This is a genomic window from Ruegeria sp. BHSB064 (assembly GCF_059613205.1).
In genome coordinates, this window is sequence record NZ_JBXWSB010000048.1 from 1 (window position 1) to 12,594 (window position 12,594).

11 protein-coding genes are annotated in these 12,594 nt (G+C 53.1%); 4 read left to right on the forward strand and 7 right to left on the reverse strand.

The window, feature by feature from the left end:
• Positions 1 to 515: 515 nt before the first annotated feature.
• Positions 516 to 1,268, reverse strand: coding sequence for a Crp/Fnr family transcriptional regulator (locus tag AC2FNU_RS12830; RefSeq protein ID WP_170499212.1), 753 nt, complete (start codon positions 1,266 to 1,268; stop codon positions 516 to 518).
• A gap of 135 nt (positions 1,269 to 1,403) precedes the next feature.
• Here AC2FNU_RS12830 and AC2FNU_RS12835 point away from each other — a divergent pair, with 135 nt between their 5' ends.
• Both AC2FNU_RS12835 and AC2FNU_RS12840 read left to right on the forward strand, forming a co-directional pair.
• A complete protein-coding gene (locus AC2FNU_RS12835; RefSeq protein WP_170743324.1) occupies positions 1,404 to 1,637 on the forward strand; it encodes a hypothetical protein in 234 nt (77 codons plus the stop codon).
• 758 nt (positions 1,638 to 2,395) lie between these two features.
• Positions 2,396 to 2,896 (forward strand): hypothetical protein, encoded by a 501-nt coding sequence (locus tag AC2FNU_RS12840; protein WP_496788783.1) that lies wholly within the window; start codon positions 2,396 to 2,398, stop codon positions 2,894 to 2,896.
• A gap of 11 nt (positions 2,897 to 2,907) precedes the next feature.
• On the opposite strand, the gene AC2FNU_RS12845 is transcribed toward AC2FNU_RS12840, so the two are convergent.
• From AC2FNU_RS12845 to AC2FNU_RS12870, 6 genes are all read right to left on the reverse strand, one after another.
• Positions 2,908 to 5,652: an AsmA family protein gene (locus AC2FNU_RS12845; RefSeq protein WP_496788785.1), complete on the reverse strand. Its 2,745-nt coding sequence runs from the start codon at positions 5,650 to 5,652 to the stop codon at positions 2,908 to 2,910.
• Between the two features lie 108 nt (positions 5,653 to 5,760).
• On the reverse strand, positions 5,761 to 6,510 hold the full coding sequence (locus AC2FNU_RS12850; RefSeq protein ID WP_496788790.1) for a DUF3299 domain-containing protein: 750 nt from the start codon (positions 6,508 to 6,510) through the stop codon (positions 5,761 to 5,763).
• 476 nt (positions 6,511 to 6,986) lie between these two features.
• A complete protein-coding gene (locus tag AC2FNU_RS12855; RefSeq protein ID WP_496788793.1) occupies positions 6,987 to 7,421 on the reverse strand; it encodes a hypothetical protein in 435 nt (144 codons plus the stop codon).
• Between the two features lie 24 nt (positions 7,422 to 7,445).
• Positions 7,446 to 7,844: a hypothetical protein gene (locus AC2FNU_RS12860; protein WP_496788797.1), complete on the reverse strand. Its 399-nt coding sequence runs from the start codon at positions 7,842 to 7,844 to the stop codon at positions 7,446 to 7,448.
• 64 nt (positions 7,845 to 7,908) lie between these two features.
• Positions 7,909 to 9,300, reverse strand: a complete 1,392-nt coding sequence (locus AC2FNU_RS12865; protein ID WP_496788799.1) for a metal-dependent hydrolase family protein — start codon at positions 9,298 to 9,300, stop codon at positions 7,909 to 7,911.
• A gap of 69 nt (positions 9,301 to 9,369) precedes the next feature.
• On the reverse strand, positions 9,370 to 10,731 hold the full coding sequence (locus AC2FNU_RS12870; RefSeq protein ID WP_496788801.1) for a metal-dependent hydrolase family protein: 1,362 nt from the start codon (positions 10,729 to 10,731) through the stop codon (positions 9,370 to 9,372).
• A gap of 182 nt (positions 10,732 to 10,913) precedes the next feature.
• Between AC2FNU_RS12870 and AC2FNU_RS12875 the strand changes: the two genes are divergently transcribed.
• A complete protein-coding gene (locus AC2FNU_RS12875) occupies positions 10,914 to 11,939 on the forward strand; it encodes a helix-turn-helix domain-containing protein (RefSeq protein WP_496788803.1) in 1,026 nt (341 codons plus the stop codon).
• A 412-nt stretch (positions 11,940 to 12,351) separates the two neighbouring features.
• Positions 12,352 to 12,552: a hypothetical protein gene (locus tag AC2FNU_RS12880; RefSeq protein ID WP_496788806.1), complete on the forward strand. Its 201-nt coding sequence runs from the start codon at positions 12,352 to 12,354 to the stop codon at positions 12,550 to 12,552.
• The last annotated feature ends 42 nt before the right edge of the window (positions 12,553 to 12,594 follow it).

Consider the following 12,594-nt stretch of genomic DNA (forward strand, 5'->3'; position numbering starts at 1 on the left):
ATCCGGGTAGCCGGACAAAGAGAACGGATTTGAAAACGTCACCAAAGAACTGGACGATCTCGTGCTCACCTTGGTCCTCCATATAGTTTGTTGGATCTTCCCCGCGCAGTCTGCCGCGGTACACGCTCGTAAGCGCCGCGGTAGTACTGGCGTTGTGATTTAGAATAATGTGCAAATGGCAGACGCGCGCTGATCGATGTTAGTCTGCGGCCAATGACCTGAGATTTTATTGGAATCTCAAATGCATTTGGTGCCCGAGAATCCGGTACTGCCAAAAATTGACTAACCTGCGTCAGTGCAACGATGTTTGGATTCCGGCAACGTGATGTGTGTTGGCGGGATATTTGCTGGCGTGTTCTTAACGAGTATTTGAGAAGCGCAGGAAATCCAGTACCGCAATCGGACTGTATTTATCTTGCGCTTCTTTTTCGGTGAAATCCAAAATCTGCCGAAGCGAATGGCGTCTCTAACCAGGCAACTATCATCAAAATCCCGGCATCGCTGAAGGGGTGAACCTATTGCTTCAACAGTGGCCCGGCCTGATCCAGATAAGTGGGGTCAAAACCGGCCAACGTCACCAGTCCGTCATAATCATCAAATGCCACTTGCCCGGATTGAAAAGTAACCAACCCCTTCTCCCGCAGTTGCCGTAGGACACGATTAACATGCACGGCACTCAGTCCCAGCGCATCGGCAAGGTGGTATTGTGTCAGGGGGCAAGTGTATCCCGTCTTGTTTGCCATCCCGACCTGAGTCAGCCTCACACCAAGTTCCAAAAGAAAATGCGCCATGCGCTCACCCGCATCTCGCCGTCCTATGTTGACCAGGTGCTCAACCACCATCGCTTCATCTCGAGATACCGCCCAAAGAATTGCTGTCGCCAGCCGGGGCGTCTGCGCAAATGCTTCCAGGAGATCATCCACTACTACTTCAATGGCTTGGATTTCCATGATTGGTTCTATGCTGTGATCCGAGGTGTGCAACAGAACGCTTCGCAAGCCCAGAAAGTCACCCGGTATTTGGAAATCGACGATCTGACGCGACCCGTCAGTCTGGGTTTTGTAGGAACAAACCCAGCCCGAGGCCAGAATGTAGGCCGCCTGCTCTGATTGCCCTTGATGCACAAGGTCACGTCCGGCTTCAAAGGTTCTGCGACGCTTGTGCAGGCGTGCCAATACCGCAAGTTCAACCTCAGTCAGAGCGACGAAGTTTGAAAGCTTTCGGGTGAGTGGACTATTTTTGATAGTGCGCAAGTGTTCTTCCTTCATCGATGAGCAGCCCGCGAAACTATCCGACGCCAAGACTGCTTTCGATCAGTTAAGTATACAGCAATCTATGCCAGTATGGTGCAATTCATCGTGGCGCTTCCATGCTTGGACGCCTGTTAGAAAAGGACGTCTACCATGGCTGACCGGCAAGACCATTCAGGAATGGCCGCACTCTCAATTTGTGAAGCGCTTTTGCTTGCAATTAAAGATCGTGAGCTTCTGCCCGAACATGAAATTGTGGGAGTTCTGCATGACGCAGCTGCTGCCCACGAAACAGCAGTCGGCAATAACGATGAAAAGGACATGCACCAGGCCGCCGCAGTTCTGATAAACAAGATCATTGCTTCCGGCTATCGCGTTCGGCAGTAACGTTAATTTCCTGTCAGAAAAACAAGATTACGCTTGTCAAAAAAGCATAACAACAAATAGAAGCACTATTGGTGCCTCGTTCCTGATCAATTCAAACACGAAGCAGGAACCAAAGTTCCAATCTCTGCAATATCTCGACTTTATGAAAAATTCCACGACCGCGACATACTCCCTCTTCCTCGCCACCTGCATGAGCCATAACGAGAATTTGCTTACTGGCTGAAGGCCCGCATGGCCTGTCCTGCTGCACTGCCAGCGACAACGCAAACGTTGGCTTTGTTCGGCGTCTAAGCTGCTGATCCTATGTGCCGCGAAACTAGAGTTTGATAGTATCGCATCATCATAGCTTTGAATGACCGGTCTGGCGACAACAGCTGCAACGCAGCGATGAATGTGCTGCGACAGCAAATCAATGCTGCGTCAGCAATTGCCGCAATCGCACAAGTCCGGTTTGTCCCGCATTGCAGTCATTCGCCGCTACTTGCTTGAACGTCTACTTTGCGGACCAAAGTTGCCGACAAGTCAGTTTGTTGGGATGTTTGACAACTGCCCGAAGGAGACCTGGAACAACTCTGGCAAATTCTAGGGGAGTTGAACGTCATATTTTCTCTGGCAGAGGCCGAAGATGATTTCTTTTTCAGGGCAAGGGCGCGTTGACGTCGGCCCAACATTCCAGAAATCGAATGGTTGTATTTGATTAACTCCGCGCGATACTCTGAACGCAGCTCAAAATCTTCGGAACAAGTGTGGAGCATTGAATGAACAGGTTGGCGCTGACAGTAATGGCATTGATCTCCACTGGCTCGGTGTGGGCCGCTGGTATGGAACGGTGGGGTGAATCCGGGGACTGGACAATCCTGATTGATCCCGAAAAGGGCAATGGCTGTCTCGCGTGGAAGCCCTTTGAAAATGACATGACCGTTGAAATCGGCGCGGCACCCGATCAGGCTGGTGGCTTTTTTGCAGCCTTTAATCCGGCCTGGGTTCAAATCGAGGACGGGGCGACCAGGGTCGTACAGTTCGACTTTGGTGATGCGAAATTCGAAGGCGAAGCGGTGGGTGTCTTCAAGAATGGCGTGCCCGGTGGCTACGCCTTTTTCGACAACCCGGCGTTTGTAACCGAGTTTGGAAAACGCCAAAGTGTTACGATCATTGGTGAAAGTGGGGCCGAGGTGGAGCTTGATCTCAGCGGGTCTGCCAAAGCCATTAAGGCCGTTCTGGCGTGTCAGGCCGAACAGCCGGAACCACTGAAGAACTAGGTCGCGTCCAATTATTGCAATTGATTGATATCCGGTACGCATGGCTGCCTGTCGGCAGGCATTTCATCAGCACCGCCCGGAGCCTTGTTTCTTGACCCGCCGACATCCAGCTTGAACTTTGGTGACGATAGCGGGCCCGTTACATCAAAGGGCCAGGCGCTCCGCGATAGGGGTTTGCCCACGCGCCGTGGTTCGGCTCGTATTGCAATCGTATCGTTCAGCCAATCGACTTGCCCCCTGGCCACCAATTGAACCGATCCTGTTTCAATGACGATGGAGTTTGAGCTTACCCGCCCGGCCTGAATATCAACCGGGGCAACCACGCATGTGATGTCGGTGTAACCCTGCCGAAACTCCTCTGAAAACAGCCACGGGAAAATACCCAGCCCCGCCAGTTCCAATAGGCTGGTGCGGATATAGCCCTGCGACATCGACAAAGACGCATTGCCGCGCATGGAGTTGATGAAGGCCTTGCCCGAGGCAGTACTGCCAGAGACGTTGAACTCACCGCTCAAACGTCCATAGGCATCAATGCCAATGCCCAATTCATCAAGGATTTCACCAAATTCCCATCCAGAGGTTGATCCCGACAATGAAAGCCAATCAGGTGAGTCAATCAGATCCATAACCGCCCTCAGGCTGAAGTTTCCGCCACCATAGGCCATCTGAAGGGGGCCGAAATCCACGGTTCCGTCTTTTGCAGACAATTGGCTTGAAACAGATGTTACACCTTGTTGACCTACAATCTCTTTGAAATCGATCTGTACCTCGACGTCAGCTTCTCGCAGCACGCGTTGTACATCCAAAAGATCGGAAGGCTTCCCTTTCTCCTTTGGCAACACCAGAGGCTGAACGTCTGTCTCTTTCGGCAAAACCAAAGGCTGAACTTCGGTTTCAGGTTCTTTTGTGGCCTCGCCGACCAGACTTTTCAATTGGTCCAGCACGCCAGTCAGGTTCTTCAGGTCGTTGAGATCGAGCCTCTCGCTCGTAATGTTGCCACGGACGACGGGCGAACCTTCAGGAAACCGCGCATCCAAAGCAGCAAGAAGATCAGAAGACCCGGCTTCGAACTTGATTGCGGCATCAAAGTGTTCGCCCTGCCTGGAGGTTTCAGCATCAATCGCCAGTGCGCCAATTTCGACGGGTTGCAAGTTGAGCGCGGTCAGAAACTGGGCACCGTCTTCGACGTCCAGTTTCACGTCGAAATCGAGACCAGCGAGCCCTTTTAGCTCGTTGACAGACAGTGCGAGATCGAGCGCCCAGAGATCGGTGTCGTAGGTGGTCGCGTTAAACCTGTTGAGTGAAACCGGCCCACCCGCATTGGATATGTTGAAATCGGCTTTGATGCCGCCGAACTGGCCAACATAGTCTTCATCAAGGTTGGGTAAAATCAACTTGGCGGGCCCGTTCAGCACACCATCGAATGTTACGTCCTGAAGCTGAAGCAGATCGAGAATTTCACCTTCGGCTTTCAGGACAGGCTCTTCAATTGGACCGGCTTGCAACGCAATGCCCAGCATAGCGAGCCGTCCGTCTGGCATGCGTCGAATGCTTTCGATAGAGGCTGGACCGATTACGTCTAACCCCTGGTCAAACGCATTGGTCTGGAACAGCAACTTCTCGAATTCGAAGGAAGCCAGGGATCCGACCATGTGCATTTCAAAGCCTGTGAACTTCAGTTCCTGGATACTCTTTGCTGCTGGCGGCGGCTGTCCTTCGGGATGAAGCCGCGCGTTGAAAAGCAGATCGACGCCCTGAGCGGTGTAGAGGTCATCTATTGAACCCTCAGCTTCGAGTTTCTGCCCATCCTCCAGGCTTACAGTTGTTGTAAACGCCTCGATCTTCAGAGCGTCCTGAGACACGAGTTCAGCCTGCAGCTGACCATTGCCTTCCAGAACGCGTTCCAGCCCGATGACGTCCAGAAAATCACCGAACTCACCTGTGTCCATTTCCAAGACAGCCCGATAGCCACCGCCTTCGTCTTCCGAGAAAGGCTCGCCATCGTAGCTTACGGTCATTTCTCCGAAACTGGCCCGCGTCGTAAACGGCGCGTCATGCGGGTAGTCGCCTTCGATTTCGAAGCCTTGACCGTTTACGGAGCCGAAACCAGAGACCTTTGTTCGTTGTCCATTATCTGCTTGGTCGAGCGCGAGGGACTGAAGGTCAAATACAAATGAGAAGCCCGAGACCTTGTCGTCGATGGTTAACCCGATTGATGTGAAATTGACGTTCTTGTCGCTCAGAAAGTTCAGGATTCCGCTGCTTTCGGTGTCGCTTTTATTTGTCCTATCAGCGCTGGCGACGTCTTTTTGATTATCACCTGATACGGGTTCCTCGGACACAGGCTTGGGTGTTAGCTTGTCTTTTCGCCAGCTTGTTGTGCCGTCTGCGGCTGTCAGAAGATTTGCTTGGAGGCCTTCTACGACGAGATTGTCAAAATGCAGACGCCCGTTGGTCAAAGCGACAATATCCAACTCCAGTTCCAACAGGTTCAATTCTACAAGAGGTGACTCCGGCATTGTCAGGCTGGGGATGACCACACCACCGACGTAGATGTGACTAATGCGGCCAGGCGCGACGCTTACATCATCGTTGACCAAAAGGGGGCGACCAATTTGTTCCGAAAGAACTCTTTCCACAAGGTCGCGGCGCATGTCCGAGAACATCGGAGCAGCAAGTAACAACCAAACAAATGCGACAGTTGTGAGAGCGAGAATTGCGACAAGCCCAATTATTCTAATTAGCCAAACCCTCATGCGCTCCCCTATCGCCGCTTTCGCCGTTCAACCTTTCACAAGCAGATATTCGACCCACCAAACTGAACGCTCTTTCTGAACAATATTCAGGTCAGTTGAGTCGTGTCACTATTCGTCTTTGATAGCCCCGCCAGTCGCTTTTATTCTTCCCATCAGTACACTTGCCCTATTGGTCGAAGCCTCTTCGGAAGTTTGGGTTGGTCCAAAAGTCTGAACGTCATCGACCTCTAAAGTAAACGCAGCCTTCATGAGGACGGGACCATCAACAACCAGCATTTCCTTCTGCGTCGGCTCAATCCTGATTTGACCAGTTACAACGATGGGTTCGTAGACTGTCGATGGCGCCCATGAATCACTCAGGCGCAAACGCACCATCTGGTTCGGAGGCGGCGGCGGTACGTGGCTGCACATTCCACGTTCCGGCACGATATATGCCATTTGGGAGCCATCTTCGTCGCGGGGGGCCGGGATCACAAATCCGCCCAATGAAACGGTCACGCCATCGATGTCGACATTGGCGGCCGTGCCCGCCTTCTCACGTCTTTCCATCACAACCCAGCGTTGGGAAATCAGCCAGTCCGCATCAACGCCTTCCTCAGAAAGCGTTGCTTCAGTCGTTTCGAGATCCACTCGAAGCCGATCCAGCTGTTCCGGCGTCGACCCGCCTTTTTCTTGCTGCGCGCGCAACCGGACCAATTTGCGAAGCGCGTTAAGCTGTTTGCCCGTCAATTCGACGAAAGGATCTTCGTAGTCCTGAGCGGTTTCGTCGATCAGGTCTGGCCATTCGATACGTTTAACATCCGAATGAGCTGGCAATGCTATTAAGCACGCGGCGATTACTGCAAAAGAAAAACGCATTGTCTTATGCTCCTCAATTCCAGGCAGGACAGCACACCGCGCCACCGGCTCCGGCGGGTCATCATTCAGTTCCTCAGACTCGAAATGACGGTGACTTTTGCCCCTGGGCGAAGCAGCAACTTTGGATTCGGGAACTCGGCCCACACATCCATCAGCTGCGTTTTGGGATTAACCTTGAATGCCCCACCAAAGTAATGACCCTCGTAGGGGTACAATTCTCCGTCTGGCATCTGCAAAGACAGGCTGAGCCCTTCAAATGCTTCTGCATCTGTCTCAAATACCTGACGCCGTTTGGTGAATTCCTCGTAGGGCACTTTGACGACAACGTAGACCGGGTCGATATCCGATAGTATCGCCAGCGTTTCGTCCCCCCGTCTTTCCGTACTCAGATACTGGTACTGCTTTACATACGATTGGCTGATAATCCCCGAAAACGGCGCATGTAACTCGGTGAAGCTGTAGGCGAGCTGTGCCCCTTAATAAGCGAGGCCCGCCCGCTCCGACGCGATTTCGGCAAGATCGCGGTTCACCTGGGCAAGTTGCAACTCTGCTTCCGGTATCAGGTCTTTCAGATAAAGTTCCGTTTTCCGCCCCAAGTCCGCATCCGCGAGCCTGAGTTGCGCTTTCGCATCCTTGAGAGCTGTTTCGCTCAGGCGCAATTCAATGAAGGGTCCTTTTTTGCCAAACTCGAACAGCAGGTCGCCCTTCTGAACATATTGTCCGGCGTGAAACGCAATTCGGGTGACCACATTGTCTACCAAAGGCGACAGTTCTGCTTCGCGACTGGGCTGTACATAGCCCTCAAAGCGAATTGTTTGCGGAGCGTCAGTTTCGCCGGTTTCTTGTGCGACTGTAAGGCGCGCCGCTGAGGTGGACGCAAGTGCCACAAGAACAAGAATGGCGATCTTCATTGATTGTTCCTTTGCTTTCCAACTTCATTCGACCGGCGTTGAAAATTCCGGCACGCGCTTCAGGGCTTCAACCATATCCGTGCTCGTCATCAGTTCGATGAAGGTGTAGTCTTTCAGAACCCCCTGGCTCAGACGTGAAATATACATGGCCTGCACCATGCCCGGATCGTCCGGGAAGCGGACGGTGATGTAGTTCTTCCCATCGGCCAGTCCCCAGAAATAGCTGATCATCTCACCACCCATTGCGGCGAGCGCAGCGCCCATGTCCTTTTCCCGGTCGGTCGGATTGTCGATCATGATTTGCCAGGCATCGGGGTTTGGTTCCCCGATCCCCAGGTAGTATCGGCTGTGAGACTCCTCCGCCGCTGCTCCGGAAACACCAATCCCTACTGCGCAAAGAGTTACTGCAATTGCCTTGTTCATTGATCGCTCCCCAGTTCAGGATCGACGGCGCAAGACGCAGGCGTCAGATTCCCGCATACCCTGCTCATTCGAGTGTATTCTTGTAGAAAACGCCGTCTTTCATGATCACGCGAATGGTCTCGAACCCTCGATCACGCGCGGGTGCATCAAACCACTTCGGATTTGCGCCAAGAACCGACAGGTCCTCCAGCGGGTTTCCATCGACGATCAGGATGTCTGCATAGGCCCCTTCTTCGATCACGCCGAGTTTGTTGGGATAAGGGTTCCGCCGCCCTGTCAGTTGGGCGAGTTCGCCACCAGTTGATGTGGCCGCGACCAGGAAAGCATGGTTCCCCAGCAATTCAGCGAAATAGTATTTTTCAAAGTCCCGGTGTGCGCGGCCAAACCCAATGGTGGACAGCACGGTGTCGACATTATGCACGATCTTGGGCTTGTACTTCTTGATGTACTCAATAACGTTTTCTGACCCGACCAGATATTCTTCCAGTTTTGGTTTCACCGTCGGCATCGAGAAATTGGGGTGGTCAAGCAGCGCCGGATCCATTCCAGCCACATTCAAGGCCCAGAAGATACCCTCATCCGCGATGCGTTTGACAGTCTCTTCGCTCACCATTTGAGCGTGCTCCAGTGACTTGACGCCAGCATCCAGTGCCATTGTTACCGTTTCGTCCGTATAGGCGTGGACAGTCACATATGTATCAAAGAAGGACGCAGCCTCGACAGCTGTCGAAATCTCATCAACGTTGTAGGCAACCGACCAGAGCGGGTCGAGCTCGGATGACACACCGCCACCGGCCATCAGTTTCAGGAAACTCGCCCCGTGCGCGAAGTTAAGCCGCGATGCTTTCCGGATTTCTTCCGCACCATCAGCAATATATGAAAGGTTGAACGTATTGGCGACGTCGTCCGAACCCATGTTGAAGGTTCGCTGCTCGGGGTTTCGCCAGTCACCATGCCCGGATGTCGGGCCGATGGCCGCACCTGACGCATAGATACGTGGCCCGTCTACAATCCCCTTGTCGATCAGTTCGCGCAGACCTGATCCCATTCCGCCGGTATCCCGCACCGTGGTGTAACCATCGTAGAGATAGTCGCGGGCATTTTCGGCTGCGGTGGCCCCGATCTGATCCCATTTGGCGGCCTGAAGACCCGAGAAGGATTGCACGAGCCCTGTAGCGTAGAGATGCACGTGACTGTCAATCAATCCGGGCATCAGCGTGCGCCCGCCCCCGTCAACAAGCATCGCATCAGGCGCATCAATGCCGTCGGTCGAGACTGTCTTTATGAGATTGCCTTCAACCAGAACATTCGCGTTTTCGATCCGCTGTTCACTAATTCCGTCAAAGATATGCACATTGGTGAACAAGGTTTGCGGGAGCGCGTCCTGCGCCAACGCGCCGCTTGCTGCCAAGGAGACAAATCCAGCGATTGCTGTCAGTGAGGCCAGTGTTTTCACGTGTCAGTACTCCCATTTATCAAGCTAAGGGTGCGCGGGATGCCGAGGTAAATTCACCCCGCGCGACACTCAATCGAGTGTATTCTTGTAGATAACGCCATCTTTCATGATGAGGTCGATGTTGTTGGTGTAGTCGACCAGGATCTCGGCATCTTCGACCGGGTTACCTTCAACAAGCAGCAGATCGGCATATGCGCCCTGTTCGATCACGCCCAGCGGGCCCGCCGTGTAGGGATTGAGTTTTCCTGACAGTGCCAGAAGTGCGGCCGATTTTGACGTGGCCTGTTGCAGGATTTCGTGTGAAGTCCATGCCTCCAGCCGGTATTTGAACTCATCGTTCTGCTTGGTCAGCGCGACGGGATCGCCGATAATGTCCGTGGAGAACGCTACATTCTCGATCCCGAAATCTTTGATCAACTGCATCTGCTTTCGAGCGCCAGCTTGAACGCTGAGGAACTTTTCGGCGGACCCGGGCCCAAGTGCAGTAACAATGGTTTGCTCGTCGATCCCCAGAAGAGAATAGAACGGAACGATCCAGGCATCCGCGTCTTTGATCGCTTGCGCACCGACTTCGGTCATCAGTTGTCCATGTTCAATGCTGATCACACCTGCCTCAATCGAGCGCACGATGGATTCGTCCGTATAGGCGTGAACCATTACATAGGTTCCCCAATCGGCAGCGGCCCGAACAGACGCCTCAAGCTCTTCCGGCAGACCCTGAACGGTGTGTAACGGATCAACCTGAGAGGATACCCCACCGCCAGCCATGACTTTGATCTGGACAGCGCCAAGGCGCAGGGCTTCGCGGGTCGCCCGCAGTGTTTCCGGCACACCGTCGGCCAGAAACTCCAAGTGTTGGTTAAAGAAGGATGGTTGCGCCCCCATGAAATTTGGATGGGGCTCGGTGTAGACGCGATGCTCTCCATGCCCCGAGGTTTGCGAGATCACTGGCCCAGAGGCGTAAATACGTGGGCCAATGGCCTTACCCCGATCAATCGCTTTTTGCAGACCGATTGCCGGACCGCCCGCATCCCGAACTGTGGTGAAACCGCGCAACAGCATTTTCTCGGCTTCAATTGTTGAAACCGCACCCCAGTACATCCAGTCGAAGTTATCGCGCAGGTCTGCCACCGGTTCGGTGACCGTCATATGCACATGTGCATCGATCAGGCCCGGCATCAGCGTGCGACCACCACCGTCAATGATCTGGGCATTGGCGACGGCCAGCGGTTCCGAAGATACGTCTGCGATCAGGTTGTCCACGACCAGAACGTTTGCGTTCTCAATGCGCTGTTCATCGATACCGTTAAACACGTGCACGTTGGTAAAGAGGATCGGAAAGCTTTCTTCCTGCGCAAAACCCTGGCCCGCGATTACCAAGCTTGCAGAAAAGGCTGTCGTGGCCACCATGCGTTTGAAATTCGGCGTCATCTAGGTTCTCCAAATGCGAATCACAGATGTATATTTGTGAATATGATTTTAGAGTGTTCGCCGGATATTGCCTGACAGCATGACAGGCGTTGCCAGTTAAATTTGGCATTCTGCAAGCTTTTGACACCTTTTTGTGTGTTTGCTGTCTATCTGTCGTTACCTTCATGATATTTGAGGGCGACATGGACGCATTTGACCAAAATACAAAAAACGCTTTGCCGCTGGTTCGGGCATCGGTTGCTGCACCCGTGGTCGCTGCTTTGCGTGGCGCCGGTGTTGATCCCGACGTCGTTCTGGACCCTCTGGGTGTGAGCGAATCTCAGGTGATGGATCGCCAGAATTTCCTGCCGCACGAGACGATTTATAAAATCCATCAAGCCGCTGCTGACGCAACATCACCAGAGTTCTGCGCGCTAGTTGGTCAATCAATTGACCTTGTTCGGTTTCTGCCCCTTGGTGACATGTTGGCCGAGGCGTTGACGCTGGGCGACTTCTTTACGCGCTACACTCAAGCCGTCTCGAAAGAATCAAATGCGGTCACACAATCGCTGCTTGTGGAAGGCGAGCACGCTTATTTCAGTGCCAAGCGGAATTTCAACATTTCGGTCTCGCCCGGACAGACCGACGCATTTCTGGCGAGCATCTGGATATCATTGCTGCACCGGGTTCTGGATTTCAGGTGGGACCCGAGCCAGATCATTTTACGGGTCAGCGAACCTGACGTGCTCCCCAGGCATTTTCATGGTGTTCAAGCCATCAAGTGTAGCCCAAAGGGTTTTTCGATCCGGTTTCCTTCACCCTGGCTGAGCCATCAATTGATCCCGGAAGTATTGGAAAACCCATCGGATCTTCCTGTCACTGACCCTGACCTTGCGGCACCGCAAGATTTCCTGGCCGGGCTTCAGAGCCTGATCCGAACTCACCTTGGTGAGCCGGGATTTGGTGTAGACGAACTGGCACGCCTATGCGGTTTCCACCGGGAGACATTGAACAATCGGCTGGTCCCTTACGGGCAATCAGCCTCTCAGGTCATATCTGGCGTCAAACTGGAAGAAGCAAAGAAGCTGCTGGGTCCTGCAGAGAAGTCCGTTGGTGAGACCGCACTGCGGCTTGGTTACGCAGACTCCACCGCGTTTTCGAGGGCCTTCCGAAAATGGTCTGGAATGTCGCCGTCAGCTTATAGGAATTTGGTGAAAGGGCGGGCCTAACCACCTCGGTGCCAATGCGGATCGAGGTTTCTGTGCCTATTACAAGACTGTGCCAAATAGTGCTCTTGATGCTCGGCAAGAAGATCGGCGAACTAATCTCTAATAGTTGCCAGTAACCTTGCATCCTTTTTATTGGGGGTGAAATTCGCTAATCAAAGTGGACTTTTGATTGAGAATTAACGCTTATAGTTGATTGGTTTGCACGACAAATACCAACAATTGAGAAAGCTCTTTGAACAGTGCTAACTTTTGGCAAATCGAGCAATCCTTTGCGCAAATACAACGCAGAATTATGGGCGAGCACGCTTGAATTTCCTGAATGAAATCAACGGCAGGAATGCAGTGTTATGCGCGCCCCGACAGATGGCCAGTTCATCGGTGTGTTACCGTATCACGACATGATCTTCTTCGGATGGGTTTGACCCCGTTTCGGTTGGGTTACTCTTCCTTGCCGTTGGCGCAAGCGTTGATTACAGCCTTTGGCGACGATCCGTCTTTACAGACCACTTCATCCCGTTCCCGCCTGGGTAAGGTCTTTGGGATTCTGGGCAGGCAGCAACTGGTTCAGGACACCGGGTCGCAGGTCTGGGACTTGCATGTGGCGCAGTTTTAGTATACCGCCGCATACAAATTGAAGTTACCGGCCTTTTGACTG

Excerpts from the sequence above, each read along its gene's own strand:
- AC2FNU_RS12840 (WP_496788783.1), top strand. The coding sequence starts at position 2,396 with ATGAACAGGTTGGCGCTGACAGTAATGGCATTGATCTCCACTGGCTCG.
- AC2FNU_RS12845 (WP_496788785.1), bottom strand. The coding sequence starts at position 5,652 with ATGAGGGTTTGGCTAATTAGAATAATTGGGCTTGTCGCAATTCTCGCT.
- AC2FNU_RS12855 (WP_496788793.1), bottom strand. The coding sequence starts at position 7,421 with ATGAAGATCGCCATTCTTGTTCTTGTGGCACTTGCGTCCACCTCAGCG.
- AC2FNU_RS12850 (WP_496788790.1), bottom strand. The coding sequence starts at position 6,510 with ATGCGTTTTTCTTTTGCAGTAATCGCCGCGTGCTTAATAGCATTGCCA.
- AC2FNU_RS12875 (WP_496788803.1), top strand. The coding sequence starts at position 10,914 with ATGGACGCATTTGACCAAAATACAAAAAACGCTTTGCCGCTGGTTCGG.
- AC2FNU_RS12830 (WP_170499212.1), bottom strand. The coding sequence starts at position 1,268 with ATGAAGGAAGAACACTTGCGCACTATCAAAAATAGTCCACTCACCCGA.
- AC2FNU_RS12870 (WP_496788801.1), bottom strand. The coding sequence starts at position 10,731 with ATGACGCCGAATTTCAAACGCATGGTGGCCACGACAGCCTTTTCTGCA.
- AC2FNU_RS12860 (WP_496788797.1), bottom strand. The coding sequence starts at position 7,844 with ATGAACAAGGCAATTGCAGTAACTCTTTGCGCAGTAGGGATTGGTGTT.
- AC2FNU_RS12835 (WP_170743324.1), top strand. The coding sequence starts at position 1,404 with ATGGCTGACCGGCAAGACCATTCAGGAATGGCCGCACTCTCAATTTGT.
- AC2FNU_RS12880 (WP_496788806.1), top strand. The coding sequence starts at position 12,352 with ATGGGTTTGACCCCGTTTCGGTTGGGTTACTCTTCCTTGCCGTTGGCG.